Source organism: Prauserella sp. PE36 (genome assembly GCF_003311655.1).
Taxonomy (GTDB): domain Bacteria; phylum Actinomycetota; class Actinomycetes; order Mycobacteriales; family Pseudonocardiaceae; genus Prauserella_A; species Prauserella_A endophytica.
Genome location: NZ_QEQT01000092.1, coordinates 181,042 through 203,306, shown reverse-complemented (window position 1 = coordinate 203,306; position 22,265 = coordinate 181,042). Strand labels below are relative to the sequence as shown.

Here is a 22,265-nt window from a genome sequence, read left to right as displayed (position 1 = left end):
CGTGCAGCACCGGATCTTCCTCGTCCCGCCGCACGGCGATCCCGAGGACGGCCGGGTCCACTGGGAGCGGCGGCACGGCGACCTCTTCACGGCGACACCCGGGCTCCTCGGTTACCGGCAGAACCGGCCGGTGGCCGAGGAGTGGGCCCGCGGCACGGCCAGGTTCTGCTCCGAGACCTGGTTCGCCGACCGGGACGCCGAGCGGAGGGCGTACTCGTCGGCGTACTACCGCGACGTCGTCACGCCGGACGAGGTGTCCTTTTTGGACCGTGATGCCGCGTGGTCCGCGGCGGTGGTCGGCGGGTCCGGGAAACCGGACCCGGCCGGGGGAGTCCGGGTCCTCTGGTTCGACGACTCCCCGCCGCCGGGTGCGCGCTGGCACCCGCTGGAGCTGTCCCGGCCGGTACCGCCTCCCGGCCGGGGCACCCGCGTGTACACCGCTCTGGTGGCGGAGGCCGCCGAGGCGTTGTCGCTGACCCGCGGCGCCGAGGGGGCCGCACTGGTCTGCCGTCCCGTCACGTTCGCCGCACCGAGTCCGAAGTGGAGCCCACGATGACCGCCCTCTCCGCCCGCGTCGACGCGCCCGCGGCCGTCCCCACCGTCGGCGAGGCGCTGACCCGCGCCGCGGAACGTTGGCCGGACGCCGACGCCGTCGTCTACCCCGAGCGCCGCCACACCTACGCCGAACTGCTCGCGCGGTCCCGCCTCGCGGCGCGCTCGCTCGCGGGGCTCGGGATCGGGCCCGGGGAGCGGATCGGCATCCTGATGCCGAACTGCCTCGAGTTCCTGGAGGTGTTCTTCGGCGCCCATCTGGCCGGGATCGTGCCGGTGACGGTCAACGCCCGTTACAAGCCGAAGGAGCTGCGGCACGTCGTCACCGACGCGGAACTGGCCGCGCTGGTGACGACCGACCTGGTGGCGGAGTACGTGCCGTTCGTCGACCTGCTCGGGCGCGCGTTCGCGGACGGAACGCCGCCCCGGCTGCGCACGCGGGTGCTGCTCGGCGCGAGCAGTCCTGAGGGGTACGTCGACCAGGCGGCCTGGGACGGGGCGGCACACGCCGTGGATCCCGCGACCGTCGCCGCGCGAGGTGCCCGCGTGCGGGCCGACGACATCGCCGTGATCATGTACACCTCCGGCACGACCTCCTCCCCGCGCGGCTGCCCGCTCACCCACGGCGCCCTGATGCGAACCGCGGACTGCGTGGCCGAGCGGTTCGCGCTCACCGAGCGGGAGCGGTTCTGGGACCCGCTGCCGCTGTTCCACATGGCCGGGCTGCTGCCCACACTGGCCAACGTGCTGCGGGGCGGCGCGACGCTCAGCATGACCCACATCGACGCCGGCACCGCGCTGCGCCAGCTCGTGGAGGAGCGGGCGACGTTCGCCTATCCGGCCTTCCCGACGATCACGCAGTCGCTCATCCACCATCCCGGGTTCGCCTCCGCCGACCTCTCCCGCATCCGCGCCGTGCTCGACACCGCGCCCGCAGACACGCTGCGGCAGGTGCAGGCGGCGTTCCCGCAGGCGAAGGTCGTCGGCTCCTACGGACTCACCGAGGCGGGAGGGGTGATCACCTACAGCCACCTCGACGACCCGCTGGAGCTGCGGGTGACGACGGCGGGAAGACCGTTTCCCGGGATGCGCGTGGCGATCGTCGATCCGGTGACCGAGCAGGAGTGCCCCGCGGGAGTGACCGGGGAGATCCGGGTGTCGGGCCCGGGCATGTTCACCGGCTACCTGAACGACCCCGAGACCACCGCCGCCCGGACCGACCCGCGCGGCAGGCTGCGCACCGGGGATCTCGGCAGCGTGGACGAGAGCGGCCGCATCACCTACACCGGCAGACTCAAGGACATGCTCAAGGTCGGCGGCGAGAACGTCGCCGCCGCCGAGACCGAGGCCCATCTCGCGCAGCACCCCGCGGTGAAGATCGCAGCGGTCGTCGGCGTTCCCGACCCGCGCTTGCAGGAAGTGCCGGTGGCGTTCGTGGAGCTCGTCCCCGGTCACGACGTGACCGAGGAGGACCTGATCGCCCACTGCCGTGGCGAGCTGGCGAGGTTCAAGGTGCCGCGGCGGGTCTGGTTCGTCACCGAGTGGCCGATGTCCACGACGAAGATCCAGAAGTTCCGGCTGCGCGAGCAGGCCGCCGAGCGCGTGCGGGGTGAGACCCGATGAGCGCGGGAGCGGTCGCGGTCGTGACCGGCGCGGGGTCCGGGCTCGGCAAGGCGTTCGCCGAGCTGTGGCTGGAGCGCCACGGACCCGTGGTGGGCGTCGACCTCGCCCCCGAACGGGTCGAGTGGCTGACGGGCACGCGGGCGGGACGGCACCCGGCGGCGGCTCTGGCCGCCGACGTCACCGACGCCGCGGGCAACGAGGCGGCCGTGCGCCTCGCCGAGGAGCGCTTCGGGCGGCTCGACGCCGTGGTGCTCTCCGCGGGGATCACCGCGTGGGGCCACATCGAGAGCCTCGATCTCGCCGTGTACGACCGGGTGATGGACGTCAACGTACGGGCGGGCGTGCTGGGGATCAGGGCCGCCGCGCCCGCGCTGCGCCGGTCTGGTGGCGGCTCGATCGTCGTGCTGTCGTCGGTGTCGGGCACCGGCGGCGAGCCGGAGCACTGGGCCTACTGCACGTCGAAGGCCGCGATCACCAACCTGGCCCGCTCGGCGGCCGTCGATCTCGCTCCGGACGGGATCCGGGTCAACGTCGTGGCGCCCGGCCCGACCCACACCGAGCTGACCCGGCCGATCAAGGACACCCGGCCGGAGAAGTACGAAGAGCTGCGCCGCAGCCTGCCGCTGGGGAGGTGGGGCGAACAGGAGGAGGTGGCCGAGGCGATCGCGTTCCTCGCCTCACCCGCGTCGTCGTTCATCACCGCCGCGGTCCTGCCCGTCGACGGCGGGGCCACCGGACGCACCGCGCAGCTGGCGCCGCCGGGTGCGTGACTGCCGGCCGGGCCTTCCGCCGGTACGGCGGCCTCGTGCGCACCGGGATCGAGGCTGCCCCGGCGCGTCCCATCTCGACGCGCCGGAGCAGCGAGAGAGCCGACCGGGCCTACCGCGAGGTGCCGTCCTTCCTGGCAAACCGGTCGAGGACGTTGCGGGAGATGCGGGCGACGTTGTTGTCGTAGCCGTTCCAGGCCAGACTGCCCGCCCAGCAGATCGAGCCCACGGAGAACACCGCGCCTCCTCCGTCGAGCTCGAAGTAGGTCAGGTCGGCCCGGACCAGCTCGTTCTCCGTGCCACCCTGGCCGGGAGCGGTCATCAGCAGCTCCTCCTGGGTGATCTGGTAGCGATCGTCCAGCTGGGCCGAGGTGGCGAGCCGTAGTGCGTGGTCAGGGGTTCCTAGGTCGGGTCCGTAGCGGTCCACCTCGTCGCCCGCGGCGCCGCCCAGGACGTAGCCGAAGTCGCCGATCGGCTCGTCGGGGTCGACGCCGGCGAAGACGAACGCGGCGCGCTCGTCGAAACTGTCGGGCAGCCGGTGGTAGGGAACCGCACGGCCCCAGCCCTGTGCGGCCATGCCGACGCCGACGAACCGCTGCGGTACGTAGCCGTTGAAGCGCCAGAGCCCGCCGTGGTCGGAACTCGCACTGTGCACCAGCTCGCCCGGTGGTGAGTCCCAGCAGCGCGTGCCCGAGTTGCCGCGCCGGACCTCGATGACATGGGGCCGGTCGGCGAAAGCGCTGGTGACCCAGTAGAAACCGTTGCCGCCCAGGTACATGAGCCGCCCGCCGTCGCCGAGATAGCCGGCGAGCGCGTTCATCATCGGCCTCGTCCAGTATTCGGGGTGGGAGCCGGTGACGACCACGTTGTAGCGGGACAGCAGCTCGGTTCCCTCGCGGTGCAGATCCTCGTCGAGCGCGATGTCGACGGAGTGCTCGGCGCTCAGCGAGTGCAGCCAGCCGAGCAGGTACAGGTCCGCGGCGAGGTGACGGACGTGGCCGGAGAGCCAGTTGTGGTAGTGCGGGCGGAGGTTGAGCACGGGGCGCAGCCGCGAGGAGTAGGCGACACCGCTGCCGTCGCTGTGCGTGTCGTAGAGGGACTTGCCGACCTCGTCGTGACCGGTGATGAAGTGGTCCTGTGGCGCCAGCTCCATGTCGTGGACCATGAAGTCCTCCTGGAGCCCGGACTGGAACAGCCGTTCGTTGGCGTAGGCGAGGTAGGTGAAGCTCGGGACGAGGAACAGCACGTCGGAGTGCGTGCCCGCCGGGCGCCGGACGAAGAACGGGATGTAGTCCAGCTCGTCGCCCGCCCGCAGCCGCAGCGCGTACGCGCCCGCCGGTAGGTCCTCCGGCACCGTCCACCGCAGGCTCGGTTCCCATGCGGCGTCTGTGAGGTCGTCGTCGTGGAAGTGGACGGCGGCGTAGTGCTCGGGCGCGACCGTGAAGTCGTGGCGGGTGCCGTCCCAGCGGCTCGACGTGACCCCGCGCTGCGGTCCCTGGTGCAGCGTGCCGTGTCGTTCGTGTCCGGAGACGTCCCTGACCCGCGTGGTCGCGAAGTCCGCGCCGAGATCGTAGTCGGCGACGAGCGCCGCGGGTTCCACGGCCTGCCAGGCCCGGACGGCCGCGATCTCACCGGTTCCCAGGGTCCGGCCCCAGAACCGGGGGTTCTCGATCTTGCCGTTGAAGTGGTCGTCGAGGCCGTGCCAATCGCCGATCGTGGCCGGCCTCGCCGCGAGGTAGGTCCCGGCGACGTCCGCGCCGGACAGGTCGGCGTCGAGCGTCGCCTCGACCACCGACTCCTGGTTGCGCCGTTGCCAGCCGGACTCCTGGGCGACGAACAGCCTCGCCTTGCGCGCCGCCCGGTCGTAGTCGGCGTGGACGAAGAACCAGCGTCCCCGCGCGAGCTCCACCGGCGAGACGAGCGTCGTCTCGACCGCGTCCGCGCCGCGCACACGCAACGCGAGGCGGCCATCGGTGTCGATTCCGAGGGTGACGTGTCCATCCTGAGTGGACAGGCCTGAGTGGACGAGCACCTGCGCGTGCTCGCCGCGCGGGGTGGTGGGCATGAACCGCAGCTGGAAGCTGAAAGCGTTGCCTCGCAACCAATTCGATGGCAGCGGTAGTTCCGCGTACGAGCCTATGTCGGTGTGCTGGATCGAGCCCGGGTAGACCCCGTTGCACGCGGCGTCGATCTCACGGACAGGCAGGTCGGTGGCTTTCGGATCGGTCATCCCGCCGAGCAGCTGCACGACCTCGGCGCGATAGTCGGGCCGGTTGGTGCTGACGTGGAACGTGATCGGGTCACCACCCCGGACGCTCCAGACGTCGGCGTAACCGGTGATGTTGAGGATGTCATCCCCGGCGCTGAGTCGCAGGTAGTTGTGCTCATTGTGGGGCATGCTCGTACTCCTTGGTGCCGTGTGCGGTCGCGAAGAACTCGGCGACCTTGGGGTCCGTCGTCGTCCGGGGCGCGGCCAGGGTGAGCACGATGCCGACCACGGCGCTCAGCGCGACCCCGACGGGGCTGATCAGGTAGTAGGGGAAGCCGGCCAGCAGCGCGACCGTGACGTAGCAGACGCCGATCACCAGTGAACCCAGCGCCGCCGTGGTGGTGAACCGCTTCCAGTAGAGCCCGGCGAGGATCGGGAACGCCAGCAGCGCGGTGAACACGGAGACGTAGGTCAGCGCGATCAGGATGTTGCCGACGAAGGTCAGCGCGAACGCCAGGGTGGACATGCCGAGGACCACGAACACGACGCGGCTCGTCGCCACGTAGAAGCGGTCTGTGCGGTCGCGGAAGACGTAGCGCTTGACGATGTCGTTGACGACGATCGACACGGCCGAGTTCCAGATCGCGACCATCGTGCTGATGCCTACGAGCAGGAGCGTGACGAGCAGCAGGCCCTGTACGACGGCCGGGGTGTACTCGAGCACGAGGCGGGGGAGTGCCTCCTCGGGTTTGTCCAGGTTCGGCATCACGACTTTGCTGAACATCGTCGTGAGCGCCACCAGCGCGTAGAGCACGGTGATGAGCACCGTGTTCGTGAGCATGGCCCGGTAGGCGATGCGCTCGTTGCGCGCGGAGAAGATGCGCTGGCCGTACCACGGCGCGGCGATGTAGAGCATGATGTTCTGGAAGCACCACGTGAGGATCGCCGCGAAGCCGTAGTCCTGCAGATCCCAGATCGGTTCCAGCGACAGGAAGCGCTCGTCGAACACGTCGCCGAGGCTGCCGAAACCGCCGGCGGCGAGGTAGCCGACGACGAACAGCAGGGGAAGGAAGACGAGGATCATGACGTAGGCGACGACGTCGAACGACAGCGCGGTGAGGAACCCGCCTGCGAGGGCGAGGACGAGGCACACGGCGGTGATCGCGATGACCGTCGTGAGTGGATCGACACCGAGCAGGACCGAGGAGACGACGGACAGTCCGGCGAGGTAGGTCGCCGGCGCGATCCAGGTGAACGTGAGCGTGACGACGCTCGCGAGCCCGCGCGTCAACTCCGAGAACCGCCCCGGGAACCGGCGCTCGAAGAACTCCGCGATGGTGGAGATGCCCAGGCGGCGGTAGGGCCGCGCCACGGTGAGCGCGTAGATGCCGAACACGAAGACGAAGATCAGCGACGTGTACCAGATGCCGACGGAGCCGTAGAGGTAGGCGACCGAGGCGCCGCCGATGAGGGTGGCGGTGTTGAACTCGGCGGCGCCGAGGGTGGCAACGAGCGTGGAGAATCCGGTGTTGCGTCCCGCCAGGTTGTAGTCCTTGTAGGTCTTCACCCTCCGGTATGAGCGGTAGGAGAGGTAGCCCAGGAGAGCCACGAAGGCGATGACGATCGCGTACTTTTCGAACATGTCACGTCCAGGTGGAGGCAGAGGTCTGAGGTAAACGGCGGCGCACGCGGGTCGCGCGGAGGCTGTTGTCCTCGCTGCCCGCAAGTGTGGGCTTATGCCCGGAGTTCGTGACATGTTGACCGCTGTTGTGGCGTTTGGCAAGCCCTTGGTTCACCGTTACGTGCTGTTAATCGGCTTGTGTGGCTAATCCGGGAACAATCCGGCCTTGACCGGACCGTGAAACTTCTCCATACTTCCCCACAAGTATCCACAGATTTCCACGAACGGGTCTGGTCAATGTTGGTAGTCGAGCGGCACGCCCGCATCACACAGGCCATCCAGAGTGGGAGCGTCGTGTCGACCACGGAGCTGGCGACCCTGCTGGGCGTCTCCACCGAGACGATCCGGCGCGACCTCGCCGAACTGGAGGCCAAGGGAGCGTTGGTCAGGGTCCGGGGCGGCGCGATGCGGACCGGGCACGTGAGCGACGAGCCCCCGTTCGTCGAGCGGTCGGGCACCGGGACCGAGGCCAAGGAGGCCATCGGCAGGCTCGCCGCCGAGCAGGTCGAGCCGGGGCAGACCGTGGTCATCGACGTGGGAACCACGGCCATGCACGTGGCGCGCGCCCTGGCGGCGGGCGGCTTCTCCGGCGTGGTGATCACCTGCTCGATCCTGGTCGCGAACGAGCTCGCCGACGTCTCCGACATCGAGGTGCAGCTCAGTCCCGGCCGGATGCGGCATGGTGACCGCGCCCTGTCCGGCCCCGCGACGCAGACCTACTTCGAGGACGTGTTCGCCGACGTGGCCTTCCTCGGTTCCGGTGGCGTGCACGCCGACGCCGGCCTGACCGACTTCTACTTCGACGAAACCCATGTCAGGCGCGTCATCATGCGCCATTCCGCAGCGAACTACGTGCTCGCCGACGGCAGCAAGCACCAACGCATCGCGCCTTATCGCGTGGCACCGCTCTCCGACATCGACGCCGTGATCACCGATCAGGAACCGCCCGCCGAGCTGGAGCGAGCGGTCACGCGCGCGAGTGGGCAGATCATCCGGCCGCGTGCGGACGCCGCGCCGGAAGGAAAGGACTGAGATGAGTCAGGCGGCACGAGGGAGTGCCGGCGGTACCGGTGACGGGGTGTCGGAGTTCGGCTACTCGCAACAGATGAAGCGAGAGCTGGGTTGGTACACGTCCTTCGCCGTGGCCTTCGGCTTCGTCTCCATCGCGACCGGCATCTTCACCGCCTACGGGTCGGTGCTGAACTCGTCCGGTCCGCTGGGCATCTGGACGTGGCCGGTCGTGGTCGTCGGACAGCTGTGCGTGGCATTGGTGTTCGGCGCGCTGGCCGCGCGAATCCCCGTCAGCGGGTACGCCTACCAGTGGATCTCCCGGCTGGCGAACCCGGTGCTCGGCTGGATCATGGGCTGGGTCTCCTTCACGTTCCTCGCGGTCGTGGTCGTCGCGGTCGACTACACGATCGCCTCGACGATCCTGCCGGTGCTCTTCCAGTACCAGGGCACGAGCGCGAACGCGTGGGTCATCACGGCGGGCGTGCTGCTCCTGCAGGCCGTGCTCGTCGCGCTGTCGACCCGGGCGACCCAGCGCGTCAACAACGTCGCGGTGACCATGCAGCTCGTCGGCATGGTCCTGCTCACCGTGCTGCTGTTCGTGGTCGGCGCGGCGACGGGCGTGCTCGACTTCGGCACGCTGTTCAGCACCGGCGACGTGCCGAGCGAGGGCTACTTCGCGCCCGGCGGTCTCACCAGCGCCGGGCCGTGGTCGCTCGGCTTCCTGATGGGTGCGTTCACCATCGTCGGCTTCGAGGCGGCGGCGAACCTCGCCGAGGAGACGCGTGATCCGGCGCGCGTGGTGCCCAAGGCGATGGCACAGGCCGTCGTGGGCCTCGGCGTGCTCGGCATGTTGTTCCTGATCGCGGTGACCGCGCTGGCAGGAGACCCGGCGGCGCTCGCGCGGTCGGACACCCCGGTCGCGGACGTCATCGCGCGGGTCCTCGGGTCCTACGTCGGCAAGGGACTGCTGGTCCTCGTCGTGATCTCGATCTTCTCGTGCGGCCTGGTGATCTCGCTCAGCGGCGCCCGGCTCGTGTGGGCGATGGCGCGTGACAGGCGGTTCCCGGCATGGCGCCTGCTGAGCCGCGTCAACCCCTCCACGGGCACGCCACTGAACGCCTCGGTGTTCCTTCTCGTGGTCAGCCAGGTGGTGCTGGCGCTGTTCGCTACCTCCACGCAGGCGCTGTTCTCGCTGTTCGCCGCGGCGACGTTGCTGCCCGCGCTGATCTATGCGGCGACAGTCGCGCTCTACCTCGTCAAGCGCCGTACCCTGCCGCCCTCGAAGGGCTTCCGGCTCGGACGCTGGGAAGCTCCGGTGCTCGTCGTCTCGGTCGTGTGGCTGGCCTACGAACTGCTGATCTTCCGCGACGCGTCGTTTGCCGAACCCTGGCTGTACGTGCTGGTGATGTTCGCGATCGGCGCGGCCTACCTCGGCTACCTCCTCGTCCGCCGTGGGGTGTCCGGACTGTCCATGCCGGACATGCACGACATCGACAAGACCCTCGATCACGATCCGCGGAGTGTTCCGGCCGGGGGCGGGTCATGACCGCCGTGCTAGCCGTCGACCAGGGCACCTCGGGCACCAAGGCGATGGTCGTCGACGGCGACGACCGGGTGTTGAGCGTGGCTGAGCTGCCCGTGCGGCCGCGCTATCTCTCGGGTGGTGGCGTGGAGATCGACCCGCACGCCCTGCTCGAGTCCGTTGTGGAGTCGGGGCGGCGTGCGGTCGCCGAGGCGGGAGTGCCCGTCGGTTGTGTCACCCTCGCCAACCAGGGCGAGACCGTGCTCGCCTGGGATCCCGGCACCGGGCGTCCGCTCACCCCGGCGATCGTCTGGCAGGACCGGCGCTCGGCTCCGGTCTGTACCCGCCTGGCCACCTCGTCCGACCTGGTGGCCCGGCGGACCGGGCTGGTGCTGGACCCGTACTTCTCGGCACCCAAGATGCGGTGGATCCGCGATGAGCTGACCACCGAAGGGATCGTGACCACCTCGGACGCGTGGCTGGTGCACCAGCTCACGGGCGAGCTCGTCACCGACGCCTCCACGGCGTCTCGCTCGCTGCTCCTCGACCTCGACACGGTGACGTGGGACGACGAGCTGCTGCAGCTGTTCGGGCTCGCGGGCGAGGAGCTGCCGCGGATCGCGGGCTGCGACGAGATCGTGGGGAAAACGAAGGCGTTCGGCGCATCCATCCCGGTCGGGGGTCTGGTGGTCGACCAACAGGCGGCTCTCCTGGCGCAGCGGTGCCTCGCCCCCGGCGAGGCGAAATGCACGTTCGGCACCGGGGCGTTCCTGCTCGCCAACCTGGGTGAGCGGGCTGCCCGCTCCAGCGCTGGCCTGGCGGCGTCTGTCGCGTGGCGGGCGCGGGGGGACACGGTCTACTGCGTCGACGGGCAGGTCCCCGCCGCCGCCTCGGCCGTGCGCTGGCTACAGGACCTCGGCCTGCTGGGCGGCCCGGACGAGCTGGACCGCGTCGCCGCCGCCGATGCCGACGGCGTGTTGTGCGTGCCCGCGCTCGCCGGGCTCTCGGCCCCGTGGTGGGAGCCGACGGCGTCGGCGGCGCTCACCGGGATGACACTGTCCACATCGGCCGGTCATGTCGTCAGGGCGGTCCTCGACGGCATCGCGGCCCAGGTCGCCGAGCTCGTCGACTGCGTGGCCCGCGACATCGGCCAGCCGCTGCCGCGGCTGCGCGTCGACGGCGGTCTTACCCGCAGCCGCGTGCTCATGCAGTCGGTCGCGGACCTGACCGGCGCCAAGGTCGACGTGTACCCCTCGGCGCACGCCACCGCGCTCGGCGCGGCCGCGTTCGCGCGCCTCTCCGTGGATCCCCGGCTCTCCCTCGCCGACGCGATCGTCGACTGGGCCCCGGCGGCGACGTTCACCCCTGCCCTCGACCCTGGTGCCGCGGCGGAGTTCCGGGCTCGGTGGCGCTCGGCGGTCGACTCCGCCGTGATCCAGAAGGAGAAGAGATGACTTCATCGCTCGGTACCCCACCGGGCACCACCGTCGTCGACGTGGCCGTGATCGGCGCGGGCGTGGTCGGTTCCGCGATCGCGCGGCTGCTCTCCGGGCACGAGCTCGACGTCGCGCTGCTCGACGCACGCGACGACGTCGGCGACGGGACCAGCAAGGCCAACACCGCGATCCTGCACACCGGTTTCGACGCCTCACCGGGAACGTTGGAGTCCCGGCTCGTTGCCGAGGGCTACCACCTGCTCAGGGACTACGCCGACCGCACCGGTATTCCGTACGAGCCGACCGGGGCGCTCCTGGTCGCCTGGGACGAGGAGCAGCTGGACGCGCTGCCGGAGCTGCAGCGCAAGGCGGAGCGCAACGGGTACCACGAGACCGAGATCGTCGGCCCCGGCGAGGTGTACGCGCAGGTACCGGCACTCGGTCCCGGCGCGCTCGGCGGGCTCACCGTGCCCGGCGAGTCGATCATCTGCACGTGGACCACCACGCTCGCACTGGCCACGGACGCCGTGCACAGGGGAACGCGGCTGCTGCGCGGGCACCGCGTCGAGTCGGTGACCGTCGGCGGCGGCGACACCGTCCTGCACACGAGCGTGGGCGACGTGCGCGCGCGGTGGGTGGTCAACGCGGCCGGGCTCGGCGGCGACGTGATCGACGCCCGGTTCGGGCACGACCGGTTCCACCTGCATCCCCGGCGCGGAGAACTGTTCGTGTACGACAAACAGGCCAGGCCACTCGTCGACCGGATCGTGCTGCCGGTTCCGTCCAAACTGGGCAAGGGTGTGCTCATCAGTCCGACGATCTACGGCAACGTCATGCTGGGGCCCACCGCCGAGGACATGACCGACCGCCGCGACACCGCCACCACCGAGAGCGGCTACGCCTTCCTGCTGGACAAGGGCAGGCGCATCATGCCGTCCCTGCTGCGGGAGGAGGTCACCGCGACCTACGCGGGCCTGCGGGCCGCCAGCGACGTCGGCGACTACACGATCGAGGTCGATGCCGCGCAGCGGTACGCCGTCGCGGGTGGAATCCGATCGACGGGGCTGACCTCCAGCATGGCGGTCGCCGAGTACCTCGTGGATCTCCTCGGCAAGGCCGGGCTGAGCCTGCACGAGCGCGACGACCTGCCGGAGCCGCCGCGCATGCCGAACATCGGAGAGGCTCGGCCACGGCCGTACGCGGACGCCGAGCGCATCGCGCGGGATCCGGCCTACGGGACGGTGGTCTGCTTCTGCGAACGGGTGACGCGAGGCGAGATCCGGGACGCGCTGAACTCCACCATTCCGCCACACGACCTGGACGGGTTGCGGCGGCGCACCCGCGCGATGAACGGCCGCTGCCAGGGCTTCTACTGCGGCGCCACCGTGACCGGAATGCTGGGGGACGCACCGCCGCACGGAGAGGGGCAACAACGATGAGCACACCCCGCACGCGACTCACCCCCGAGGTGGCCATCGTCGGTGGGGGACCGGCCGGTCTGCGCGCCGCCAGCGAGCTGGCGCCGAGTGTGACTGGGGACGTGCTGGTGCTCGAGCGCGAGCACGAGGCCGGTGGCATTCCCCGGCATTGCGACCACACCGGGTTCGGTATCCGCGACCTGCACCGGGTCCTCAATGGACCGAACTACGCCCGGCGCCTGGTGCGCTCGGCGGAGGCCGCGGGCGCGGTGATCCGGACTGACGCGATGGTCACCGGCTGGACCGGCGACGGTGGACTCGAGGTGACCACGCCCGAAGGACTGGCTGAGGTACACGCCAAGGCGATCGTGCTGGCCACCGGCGCGCGGGAACGTCCGCGCACGGCGCGGATGATCCCGGGTGACCGCCCGGACGGCGTCTACACCACAGGCATGCTGCAGAACCTCGTCCACCTGCACCACCGCGAGGTCGGCAAGCGGGCGGTGATCGTCGGCAGCGAGCTGGTGAGCTGGTCGGCGGTGCTGACCCTGCGCCATGGTGGCTGCCGCACTGTGCTCATGACCAGCGAGCACCGCAGGCCCGAGGCCTACGCGGCGTTCACCGTTCCCGGCAGGCTCGGCCTGCGGGTCCCAGTCCGCACCCGGACCCGCGTAGCGCGGATCATCGGCAGGGGCCGGGTCGAGGCAGTGGAGATCGAGGACCTCGACAGCGGCTCGCGCGACGTCGTCGAGTGCGACACCGTGGTGTTCACCGGCGACTGGATTCCCGACAACGAACTGGTTCGCGCGGCGGGACTTCCGCTGGACGGTGGTACGTGCGGACCCGTGGTCGACAGCGAGCTCCGCACCGCCCGGCCCGGCCTCTTCGCCGCGGGCAACGTGGTGCACCCGGTGGACACCGCGGACGTCGCGGCACTCGACGGGGTCCAGGTCGCCACCAGCGTGCTCGAGCACCTCGCGGGCCGTGCCGGCGAGTCAGGGGGCCTGCGGATCGTGGCGGACGAGCCGCTGCGCTGGGTGTCGCCCATGGTGCACACTCCAAGCGGGCGCGGGCCGACTCGCGGCAGGCTGCTCGCGTGGACCGACACCTACCGGCCGTTCCCGCGCGTGACCGTCCGCCAGGCCGGCGAGGTGATCGCACGGCGCCGGGTGCCCTGGCCCGCGGCGCCAGGACGTGTGTTCCGTATCCCCGGCGAGCTCCTGGACGCCGCCAGGCCGGACGGTGGAGAGCTCCGGATCTCGCTGGGGTAGCCCCAAGCGTCCGGCAGGAGTCCGGTATCCCACCTGCCTGGCACCAGGTGCTGCCATCTGGTGCCAGGCTATTTTGCCTGGTGAACCCTGCTCTTGACCTGCAATGGCACCTTACTGTGTTGCCATGGCACCATCGATGTGCCATAGTGGTGCCATGGACTTGAGGTCGTATGTGAGCACCGTCCGCGACGAATTGGCCGTGGCCGCCGAGGCGGGAGGGCCCGAGGCCCGCGCGCTCGCCGAGCGGCTGAGCGCCCCGCTGGAGTCGGCGATCCGGCTGACCCTGCTCGACGCACTGTCGGCCGCGGCGGACGAGATCACCCGCGACCTCGCGCCCGGCTCCGTGGAGGTGCGGCTGCGCGGTGGTGACCCGAGCTTCGCCGTCACGCTCCCGCCCGCCGACCAGCCCGCGGAGCGCATCGAGACACCGGAACCCGAGCCCGCCGTGCCGCCGGTGCCGGACACCGAGGACGGGGCGATGTCCCGGATCAACGTCCGGATGCCCGAGCCGCTGAAGGCCCGCATCGAGGAGGCGGCGGCACAGCAGGGACGCTCGGTGAACGCCTGGCTCGTCCAGGCGGCCACCGCGGCCCTGCAGGCGCCTCGGTCCACAGCGGACACCCGACGGCGCGGGCCCCGCTCCGCGCAGCACATCACCGGCTGGGTTCGCTAACCCATACCGCTTCACCACCTGCACCGTCCCCGGCAGGCGGGGACGACGACACGCAAGTACCCCAGGAGGCTTTGTCATGCCCACTTTCGACACCCCGGAACCGATCTCGGCGACCATCGAGCTGGTGGTCGGCGACCTGCGGATCGAGGCGAGCGACCGCGCCGACACCGTGGTGCGGGTCCGGCCCACCGACGAGTCCGACGAGTCCGACGTGCGGGCCGCCGAGCAGACCCGCGTCGAGTTCTCCGGCGGGAACCTGCTCGTGCGGGCGCCGAAGAACCGGCCGCTGGACTTCTCCAAGAAGAGCCGCTCGGTCGACGTGACCATCGAGCTGCCCTCGGGCTCCCGCGTGCACGCCGACGCGGCGATGGCCGACCTGCGTGGGACCGGACGGCTCGCCGACTGCCGGTTCAAGACCGCCGCCGGGCACGTCCACCTCGACCACACAGGTCCCTTGGAGCTGAACACCTCCGCTGGCAACGTCTCCGTCGACCGGATCGACGGCCGCGCCGAGGTCTCCACCGGCTCCGGCAAGCTCCGCATCGGCGAGCTCAACGGCACCGGCGTGGTCAAGAACTCCAACGGTGACTGCGAGATCGGCACGGTCACCGGCAAGCTCCGCGTGCGCAACGCGAACGGCGACATCTCCGTCGGTGCCTCCGCCGACGGCGTGGACGCCCGCACCGCGAACGGCGCCATCGGTCTCGGTCAGGCCGCCGGTGGTCCGCTCGCGCTGGAGACGTCGATGGGCAACGTCGACGTGGGCATCAAGGCGGGCACGCCGGCGTGGCTCGACGTGAAGACCGCGTTCGGCCGCGTCGACAGCGAGCTCGACCCGAGCACGGACGGGCCGGGGCCCGACAACGAGTCGATCGAGGTGCGCGCCCGCACATCGATGGGCGACATCATCATCCGCCGCAGTTGAGTCCGGAAAGGACAACAATCATGCGTTCGTCGAACCAGCCCGCCATCGTCACCACCGGGCTGCGCAAGTCGTTCGGGGACAAGGTGGTGCTCGACGGCGTCGACCTGACCGTCGAGCCGGGCGCCATCTTCTCCCTCCTCGGCCCCAACGGGGCCGGCAAGACCACCACCGTCAACATCCTCTCGACCCTGCTCGCCGCCGACTCCGGCACCGCGCGGGTAGCGGGGCACGACCTCGCCCGCGACGCGGACGGTGTCCGCCGCGCGATCGGCGTCACCGGCCAGTTCTCCGCCATCGACAACCTGCTCACCGGCCGGGAGAACCTCCTGCTGATGGCCGACCTGCACCACCTGCGCCGTGACGAGGGTCGCCGCCGCGCGGACGAACTCCTCGAGCGGTTCGACCTGACCGCGGTGGCGGGCAAGACGCCCGCCACCTACTCCGGCGGCATGCGCCGCAAGCTCGACCTCGCGATGACTCTGGTCGGCGACCCGTCGGTGATCTTCCTCGACGAGCCCACCACCGGGCTCGACCCGCGCAGCCGCCGCACGATGTGGGACATCATCCGCGACCTGGCCGCGCGCGGCGTCACCCTCTTCCTCACCACCCAGTACCTCGAGGAGGCCGACCAGCTCGCCGACCGGATCGCCGTGCTGGACCACGGAAAGCTGGTCGCCGAGGGCACCGCCGACGAGCTCAAACGGCTCGTGCCCGGCGGGCACCTGAGGCTGAGCTTCCCCGATGCCCGTGGCCTCGCGCTCGCGGCCTCGGCACTCGGCGAGCCCGTTCGTGACGAGGAGTCGCTCACGCTCCAGGTGCCCACCGACGGCAGCGTCGGCGCCCTGCGCGCCGTGCTGGACCGCCTCGACCACGCCGCCGTCGACGTCGCGGAGCTGACCGTGCACACCCCCGACCTCGACGACGTCTTCCTCATCCTCACCGGGCACGCCACCGCCCCCGAACCGGCCAAGGAGGCCGCCTCGTGACCACGCTCGCCCTGCCCGCCCGTGACTCCGTCACGATGCTGCGCCGCAGCCTGCGCCGCATGCTGCGCTATCCGTCGATGACCCTCATGCTGCTGGGGCAGCCGATCCTCTTCCTGCTGCTGTTCGTCTATGTCTTCGGCGGCACGCTGGGCGCCGGGCTCGGCCCGAGCGGTGGGCGCGCGGACTACCTCGCGTTCGTGGTGCCCGGCATCCTGACGATCACCGTCGCCAGCGTCGCGCTCGGCACCGCGGTCTCGGTCGCGATGGACGCGACGGAGGGCATCATGGCGCGGTTCCGGACGATGGCGATCAGCCGCGCCTCGGTGCTCACCGGACACGTGCTGGGCACGCTGATCCAGACCGCGGTGGGGCTCGTCGTGGTGCTGGCCGTCGCCATGGCGGCCGGGTTCCGGCCCTCGGCGGACGTGGGCGGCTGGCTCGCCGCGGCTGGGCTGATCGTGCTGTTCACCGTGGCGCTGACGTGGCTGTCGGTCGCGCTCGGCCTGGTGTCGAAGAGCGTCGAGACGGCGAGCAACCTGCCCATGGTGCTGACGCTGCTGCCGTTCCTCGGCAGCGGGTTCGTGCCCACCGACTCAATGCCGGCCTGGCTCCGCGTGTTCGCCGACTACCAGCCCTTCACCCCGGTGATCGACACGCTGCGCGCACTCCTGCTCGGCACCCCGGTGGACGGCGGCAGCGCCGCGCTGGCCGTCGGCTGGTCGCTCGCGATCGCGCTGGGCGGCTACATCTGGGCGAAGTCGCTGTTCCACCGCAGGGCCGGGCGCTGACCCGCCGACGACGTCAGGAGCACACCATGCAGGAGCCGACGACGCTGCCCACCGCCAGACCCGCGGGCCGGCCCTTCAACCCACCGGCCGAGCTCGCCGGGTTGCGCGCCGAGCGCCCACTGCGCCGGATGTCCTACCCGGACGGTCACGAAGGCTGGCTCGCCACCGGCTACGACGTGGTCCGCGCGGTGCTCGCCGACCCGCGGTTCAGCTCACGCTACGAGCTGATGCACTTCCCGTTCCCCGAGCAGGAGATTCCGGACGGGTTCACCGCGCCGCTCGGCGACCTCACCGGTATCGACCCGCCCGAACACACGCGCTACCGCAAGCTGCTGGCAGGCAGGTTCACCGTGCGCCGCATGCGGCTGCTCACCGCACGGGTGGAGGAGGTGACCGCGCGGCAGCTGGACGTGCTGGCCGAGCACGGCCCGCCCGCGGATCTGGTGGCGATGTCCGCGCAGCCGGTCCCCGCGCTGCTGATCTGCGAGCTGCTCGGAGTGCCCTACGCCGACCACGAGCTCTTCCAGCGGCACACCGCCACGCTGGTGAGCATGGACTCCTCGGCCGAGGAGAAGGGCGCCGCGATCAACGACCTGTACGGCTACCTGCACGAGCTGGTGATCGCCAAGCAGGTCACGCCCACCGACGACGTGCTGAGCGACCTGACCCGCAGCGACCTCACCGACGGGGAACTGGCCGGGATCGGCGTGTTCCTGCTCGGCGCGGGCCTCGACACCACCGCGAGCATGCTCGCACTCGGCACGTTCGCGTTGCTGTGCGAGCCGGCGCAGTTCGCCGCGCTGCGCGACGATCCCGAGCGCGCCGTCGAGGAGCTCCTGCGGTACCTGACGGTCGGACACACCGGGGTACGGGCCGCGCTGGAGGACGTGGAGCTCGCCGGCGAGACGATCAGGGCGGGGGAGTCGGTCACGCTGGCGCTGCAGGCGGCCGACCGGGACCCGTCGCGGTTCCCCGACCCGGACGTGCTGGACGTGCGCAGGCAGGCGAGCGGTCACCTGGCGTTCGGGCACGGCGCGCACCAGTGTCTCGGCCAGCAGCTGGCGCGGGTGGAACTGCGGGTCGCGTTCCCGGCACTGGCGGAGCGGTTCCCGACGTTGCGGCTCGCGGTGGATCCGGCCGAGGTGCCGATGCGGGGCAACGCGAACATCCATGGTGTGCACCGGCTGCCGGTGACGTGGGACCGCTGAGCTCAGGGCACGCGGCCGACGCCGCCGAGGAGCACGCCGCTGGCCTCGTCGTCGTCAGCGGGTACGTAGCCGGGCCGGGGCGGGTGCCAGTGCGTGGCGCGGACCAGGCCGGGCGGCACGAGCTCTGTGCCGTCGAACAGGGCGGTGATCTCGTCGCGGCCGCGGACGTTGACCCGCTGCTGGACCTTGGTGTTGTACTGGCGCTCCGCGGCCTCCAGCCTGAGGCGCGCGTGCTCGCCCTCCGGCGCGGTGATGTGGCTGATCGCGACGTGGCTGCCCGGGGCGAGTGCGCCGATGTAGCGGCGCAGCAAGGGTCCGACGTCTCCTTCCACGAACGGCAGCACGGAGACCAGCAGCAGCCCGACGGGCTCGGTGAAGTCCAGCAGCCCCGTCCCCGGATGGCCGAGCACGGCGTCGGGGTCGCTGATGTCGCCCTGGATGCAGAGGGAGCACGGGTCGTCGGCCAGGATGTCGTTGCTGACGGCGACGGTGTCGGGATCGATGTCGACGTACACCACGCGGCTGTCGGGCCGGCTGGCCTGCGCGATCTCGTGGACGTTGCCCGCGGTGGGATAGCCGGACCCGATGTCGAGGTACTGCCTCACGCCCTGCTTGGCCAGCCAGTGCACCACGCGTTGCAGGAAGTCCCGGTTGTACCGCGCGGTGCGGGTGGTGAGCGGGAACGCTCGCTGCGCGGCGATGGCGGCCTCGGCGTCGCATGGCAGATGGTGGTGACCGCCGAGACACCAGTCGTAGACCCCGGCCGCTGTCGCTCGAGTGCGCTCTTCAGCCATCCGCCGCCTCCGGTGGTGAGGTTGCCTGCACGGTTCCAGTTCGGCGGCCGGACGGCAAGAGGATGCGTTTCCGCCGCGCCCCCGCCCTCGACCACCCCGGTCGAGGACGGGCGTGACGCCGGACCGGCTCAGCAGCAGTGTTGGCCGCGCCAGGCGTCGCGGCCCTCCTTGACCGCGACGGCGGCGATCACGAGTGCGACGACCGGGTCGGCCCACGACCAGCCGAGCAGGCTGTTGAGGAGCAGCCCGAGCAGCAGCACGCCGGACAGGTAGGTGCACAGCAGGGTCTGCTTGGAGTCGGCGACGGCGCTCGCGGAGCCGAGCTCCCGGCCCGCCCTGCGTTGGGCGTAGGACAGGAACGGCATGATCAGCAGCGACACGGTCGCCAGCACGATCCCGACCGTGGAGTGCTCGGCCGGGTCCGCGCCGAGGAGCCCGCGCACCGACTCGACCGTGACGTACGTGGCGAGCGCGAAGAACGACACCGCGATCACCCTCAGCGCGGCGCGCTCGCGGGCCTCGGGGTCACTGCCGGAGAACTGCCAGGCCACGGCTGCCGCCGACGCGACCTCGATCACCGAGTCCAGGCCGAAGGCGATCAGCGCGGTCGACGACGCCACCGTGCCGGCCGTGATCGCGACGACCGCCTCGATGACGTTGTAGGTGATCGTGGCGGCCACGAACCACCGGACCCGGCGCGACAGAACCGCCCGCCGCTCCGGCGACACCACGGTGGCCACGGGCTCCTCGGCGCAACAGGTGTCCCCGCAGCTCTCCACTCCGGCCGGGGACGGCGACAGCTCGCGCGGCTCGCTCATCGTGCCGCCCCCGATGCGGGCTCCGGCTGCTCGGCGTCGTCCAGGCACGGCTTGTCGGTGTCCACGGCAAGCACCACGTGCACCAGCTCGCCCAGTGCTCGCGCGAGGTGCGGGTCGGCCAGCTCGTAGCGGACCTGACGGCCCTCGTAGGCCGCCACCACCAGGCCGCAGCCGCGCAGGCAGGCCAGGTGGTTGGACACGTTCGAGCGGGACAGCCCCAGTGACTCGGCGAGCTTTCCGGGGTAGCTCACGCCGTCCAGCAGGGCGACCAGGATGCGGCAGCGGGTCGGGTCCGCCAGCGCGCGGCCCAGCCGGGCCAGCGCCGCACCGCGGGTCTCACACGTCAGCATGGGGCGAACAGTACAGCCGTTGCTGATATGACAGCAAGCGCTGAACTATTCGACTAGCGGTGGATCGTCGGGCGTCCCCTCACCGCACGCTGATCGCTGCAGTGCGGCAGCGGAGGAACCACGATGCGAGCAGCAGTTGCCGCAGCGCTGCTATCGGCGGGCGCGGCCCTCGTGGGTTGTGGCGGCGAGGACGAGCCACGGGCACTGCCGACGAGCAAGCCGCGCGTCGAGATGGCGACGCTGACGGTTGGCATGTCGAGCGCCGGACGGATGGATTCCACGGACCCGGATGCCCTACTACATCGGCAGGCGGAGAGTGCTGCTCGCTGGCCGTGGTGCTCGGGATCGTGGGCGTGACCATCGGCAACGCTGATCACGACGCCCAAGGGATGCCATGCGGCAGCGTTTTCAGTCGCACGGACCCGCCTTCCGGGTTCCTGGACTACCCGGCGCTGCGCAGCAGCGCTCTCTCGACGCCGCAGGAGTTCACCTACCTCCTCATCGGTGCCGCGCTCGTTGCCCTCATTGCCGGGCTGACGGTCAGCCGGGAGCGCCAGTCATGAGGGCGGGGCGGTGCAAAATGCGGCGCCGCCAAGCGCGACGGAGGCGGTCCTAGCGTCCGGACGGATCGTGTGGCTTCCATCCGACATTGGCCGGCCGCTCACCTTCGCGCGCGAACCGGGTCATCGCCTCGGCAAGTTCGGCGACCGGCAGCTCGATCCGCTCGGGGAACGCGCGGGTCTTCCATTCGTCCACGGCGTACTCGACGGGCGCGATGTTCGTACCGCCGGTGGTGATGAAGGTGTCGTCGCGGCCCTCCCAGATGAGGAAGCCGACGTTGGGACCGGCGTAGACGTGCAGGTTCGGACCGGACTGGGTGCCCCACACGTCGTCCTCGGTCGTCCAGTCCGCCCGTTCCAGCACGAGCAGCTTGTGCCTCGCGGCGGTCGGGTCGGCGGCGTGGTCGCGCAGCGTCTTGATCGCCTCGGCGGTCTCGGTGACCTTCATTGGGGGTTCTGCCCTTCGTAGCTGGCGATGAACGTCTTCGTGCCGTGGTCGTCGGTGCCGTAGACGTGCAGGGTGTGCCCCTGGGGTAGGAAGCCCTGGAGGAACTGGTGGCAACCAGCGTGCCGGTACGGTTCCAGGTCCCTGCGGTAGCCGCAGGGCGTCCGGTTCACGATCACCTCGGCTTCGCGGTGCCCGGACTCGATCATCCAGACGGCCGTCTCGAACTCGACGTGATGCGTCACGTTCGCCTCCCAAAACGCGGCCGGTGCACCGATCGCCTTCGCCCGCTCGGTCGCTTTCGCTGCCCAGTATTCCTGCCCCGGCCGGAACTCCACCGTGGCGTCCTGTCCGGCCGCCCGCGCCAACCCCCGCACGGGCACGCCGCTGCCCGGTGGTGAGTAGCGCTCCATGAGGTGCGCACCCCACGCGGCCCCCGCTGGGTAGCGGTCACCGTGCGGGGACCGCACGGGCGGCCGGGCGGCCGCGGCGGCCGCGCTGCGGGATGTCGGCGCCGGGCCACCGCTAGGCGCCGTGAAATCGGGCCATCAGGCCGTCAATGGCGTGCTTGGTCTGCTCCATCGCCTGCGCCGAGGCCTCCAATTGCGACAACACCGACTGGCAGTACCCGGCGACCTCGGTGTAGGCGGTGAAGTTGCCCAGACTGGCTTGCAAGGAGCCGAGCAAGTCCGAGGACAACTGGACGGCGTTCTGGATAGCGCCGTGGATGTTGAGGCAGTTGTCCGCGCTCTGCTGGAGATGCGCCAGGGTTTCCTCGTGAGATGCCATTTGTGAATCGACCTCCATAGAGTGTGCTCAACGGTGTGGGTGACGCCGGTCGCGGCGGTTGAGGCGCCAGGCCGCGAAACGGGCGCCGCCGTAGGTGTGACCCGTGAACCACCACCACGCCGTCATCAACACAGCGACGGCACCGATGACGACGGACCCGGTTACCACGACAGGACCTCGTGCACGACCTCGGCCGCCGGGCCGTCCACCGCGCGCACGGTGCGGCCCAGCACTTCGCGGGTGGCCACGGCCTCGTCACAGCCCTGCACCACCACGGCGTCGGAGACGCCGCCCCGCTCGTGGACGTAGACCAGCGCGGCTGGCTCGGTCGGGTCACCCACTGGCGTGCCGCGCCAGCCGGACAACACCAGCCGCGACAGCGCCGCCGTGTGCCGAGCGTGCTCCTGACCGGTCATCAAGTCGTGCCTCCCCCCCCCCC

At 70.9% G+C, this 22,265-nt stretch carries 23 protein-coding genes; 14 read left to right on the top strand and 9 right to left on the bottom strand.

The features are described 5' to 3' along the window. Position 1 precedes the first annotated feature (1 nt). The 3 genes from DI005_RS29600 to DI005_RS29590 are packed head-to-tail and all read left to right on the top strand — an operon-like array spanning position 2 to position 2,945. Entirely contained in the window at positions 2–556 is a 555-nt protein-coding gene (locus DI005_RS29600) for an EthD domain-containing protein (protein ID WP_113644326.1), read from the top strand. Further along, positions 553–2,175: a class I adenylate-forming enzyme family protein gene (locus DI005_RS29595; protein ID WP_113644360.1), complete on the top strand. Its 1,623-nt coding sequence runs from the start codon at positions 553–555 to the stop codon at positions 2,173–2,175. Before DI005_RS29600 ends, DI005_RS29595 begins: the two co-directional genes overlap by 4 nt. After that, positions 2,172–2,945: an SDR family NAD(P)-dependent oxidoreductase gene (locus DI005_RS29590; RefSeq protein WP_112269790.1), complete on the top strand. Its 774-nt coding sequence runs from the start codon at positions 2,172–2,174 to the stop codon at positions 2,943–2,945. Before DI005_RS29595 ends, DI005_RS29590 begins: the two co-directional genes overlap by 4 nt. Positions 2,946–3,054: 109 nt before the next feature. Here the strand turns inward: DI005_RS29590 and DI005_RS29585 are convergent, their stop codons facing one another. Then, positions 3,055–5,340 carry a N,N-dimethylformamidase beta subunit family domain-containing protein gene (locus tag DI005_RS29585; RefSeq protein WP_112269792.1) on the bottom strand — a complete coding sequence of 762 codons (2,286 nt, stop codon included), beginning with the start codon at positions 5,338–5,340 and terminating at the stop codon, positions 3,055–3,057. Further along, positions 5,327–6,793 carry a sodium:solute symporter gene (locus DI005_RS29580; protein WP_158559920.1) on the bottom strand — a complete coding sequence of 489 codons (1,467 nt, stop codon included), beginning with the start codon at positions 6,791–6,793 and terminating at the stop codon, positions 5,327–5,329. Before DI005_RS29580 ends, DI005_RS29585 begins: the two co-directional genes overlap by 14 nt. Before the next feature lie 276 nt (positions 6,794–7,069). Between DI005_RS29580 and DI005_RS29575 the strand changes: the two genes are divergently transcribed. From DI005_RS29575 to DI005_RS29530, 10 genes are all read left to right on the top strand, one after another. After that, positions 7,070–7,864: a DeoR/GlpR family DNA-binding transcription regulator gene (locus tag DI005_RS29575; protein WP_112269794.1), complete on the top strand. Its 795-nt coding sequence runs from the start codon at positions 7,070–7,072 to the stop codon at positions 7,862–7,864. A gap of 1 nt (position 7,865) precedes the next feature. Continuing rightward, positions 7,866–9,389, top strand: coding sequence for an amino acid permease (locus tag DI005_RS29570; protein ID WP_113644324.1), 1,524 nt, complete (start codon positions 7,866–7,868; stop codon positions 9,387–9,389). After that, positions 9,386–10,819: an FGGY family carbohydrate kinase gene (locus tag DI005_RS29565; protein ID WP_113644323.1), complete on the top strand. Its 1,434-nt coding sequence runs from the start codon at positions 9,386–9,388 to the stop codon at positions 10,817–10,819. The genes DI005_RS29570 and DI005_RS29565 overlap by 4 nt, the downstream gene beginning before the upstream one ends. After that, positions 10,816–12,240 (top strand): NAD(P)/FAD-dependent oxidoreductase, encoded by a 1,425-nt coding sequence (locus DI005_RS29560; protein WP_113644322.1) that lies wholly within the window; start codon positions 10,816–10,818, stop codon positions 12,238–12,240. The genes DI005_RS29565 and DI005_RS29560 overlap by 4 nt, the downstream gene beginning before the upstream one ends. Further along, the gene (locus tag DI005_RS29555; RefSeq protein WP_112269798.1) at positions 12,237–13,490 is read left to right on the top strand and encodes an NAD(P)/FAD-dependent oxidoreductase; all 1,254 of its coding nucleotides are present in this window, start codon (positions 12,237–12,239) and stop codon (positions 13,488–13,490) included. The genes DI005_RS29560 and DI005_RS29555 overlap by 4 nt, the downstream gene beginning before the upstream one ends. A 154-nt stretch (positions 13,491–13,644) precedes the next feature. Beyond that, a complete protein-coding gene (locus DI005_RS29550) occupies positions 13,645–14,163 on the top strand; it encodes an Arc family DNA-binding protein (protein WP_199543306.1) in 519 nt (172 codons plus the stop codon). A 76-nt stretch (positions 14,164–14,239) separates the two neighbouring features. Next, positions 14,240–15,088, top strand: coding sequence for a DUF4097 family beta strand repeat-containing protein (locus tag DI005_RS29545; protein ID WP_113644321.1), 849 nt, complete (start codon positions 14,240–14,242; stop codon positions 15,086–15,088). Between the two features lie 20 nt (positions 15,089–15,108). Beyond that, the gene (locus tag DI005_RS29540) at positions 15,109–16,074 is read left to right on the top strand and encodes an ATP-binding cassette domain-containing protein (protein ID WP_113644320.1); all 966 of its coding nucleotides are present in this window, start codon (positions 15,109–15,111) and stop codon (positions 16,072–16,074) included. Next, positions 16,071–16,862, top strand: a complete 792-nt coding sequence (locus tag DI005_RS29535) for an ABC transporter permease (RefSeq protein ID WP_113644319.1) — start codon at positions 16,071–16,073, stop codon at positions 16,860–16,862. Before DI005_RS29540 ends, DI005_RS29535 begins: the two co-directional genes overlap by 4 nt. A gap of 26 nt (positions 16,863–16,888) precedes the next feature. After that, positions 16,889–18,070 carry a cytochrome P450 gene (locus DI005_RS29530; RefSeq protein WP_113644318.1) on the top strand — a complete coding sequence of 394 codons (1,182 nt, stop codon included), beginning with the start codon at positions 16,889–16,891 and terminating at the stop codon, positions 18,068–18,070. A gap of 2 nt (positions 18,071–18,072) precedes the next feature. On the opposite strand, the gene DI005_RS29525 is transcribed toward DI005_RS29530, so the two are convergent. From DI005_RS29525 to DI005_RS29515, 3 genes are all read right to left on the bottom strand, one after another. After that, a complete protein-coding gene (locus DI005_RS29525) occupies positions 18,073–18,864 on the bottom strand; it encodes an SAM-dependent methyltransferase (RefSeq protein ID WP_113644317.1) in 792 nt (263 codons plus the stop codon). Positions 18,865–18,992: 128 nt separating this feature from the next. After that, positions 18,993–19,682 (bottom strand): cation transporter, encoded by a 690-nt coding sequence (locus DI005_RS29520; RefSeq protein WP_112269810.1) that lies wholly within the window; start codon positions 19,680–19,682, stop codon positions 18,993–18,995. After that, positions 19,679–20,032, bottom strand: coding sequence for a helix-turn-helix transcriptional regulator (locus DI005_RS29515; RefSeq protein WP_112269812.1), 354 nt, complete (start codon positions 20,030–20,032; stop codon positions 19,679–19,681). The genes DI005_RS29520 and DI005_RS29515 overlap by 4 nt, the downstream gene beginning before the upstream one ends. A gap of 353 nt (positions 20,033–20,385) precedes the next feature. Here DI005_RS29515 and DI005_RS29510 point away from each other — a divergent pair, with 353 nt between their 5' ends. Next, positions 20,386–20,595 carry a hypothetical protein gene (locus DI005_RS29510; RefSeq protein ID WP_137093586.1) on the top strand — a complete coding sequence of 70 codons (210 nt, stop codon included), beginning with the start codon at positions 20,386–20,388 and terminating at the stop codon, positions 20,593–20,595. 49 nt (positions 20,596–20,644) lie between these two features. Here DI005_RS29510 and DI005_RS29505 read toward each other — a convergent pair whose 3' ends face one another. From DI005_RS29505 to DI005_RS29490, 4 genes are all read right to left on the bottom strand, one after another. Beyond that, entirely contained in the window at positions 20,645–21,040 is a 396-nt protein-coding gene (locus DI005_RS29505; RefSeq protein WP_113644315.1) for an Imm1 family immunity protein, read from the bottom strand. Beyond that, positions 21,037–21,450 (bottom strand): DddA-like double-stranded DNA deaminase toxin, encoded by a 414-nt coding sequence (locus DI005_RS29500; protein ID WP_113644314.1) that lies wholly within the window; start codon positions 21,448–21,450, stop codon positions 21,037–21,039. Before DI005_RS29500 ends, DI005_RS29505 begins: the two co-directional genes overlap by 4 nt. Before the next feature lie 112 nt (positions 21,451–21,562). Further along, on the bottom strand, positions 21,563–21,844 hold the full coding sequence (locus DI005_RS29495) for a hypothetical protein (protein ID WP_233520363.1): 282 nt from the start codon (positions 21,842–21,844) through the stop codon (positions 21,563–21,565). Between the two features lie 143 nt (positions 21,845–21,987). Then, positions 21,988–22,242, bottom strand: coding sequence for a hypothetical protein (locus tag DI005_RS29490; protein WP_113644312.1), 255 nt, complete (start codon positions 22,240–22,242; stop codon positions 21,988–21,990). Positions 22,243–22,265: the final 23 nt, after the last annotated feature.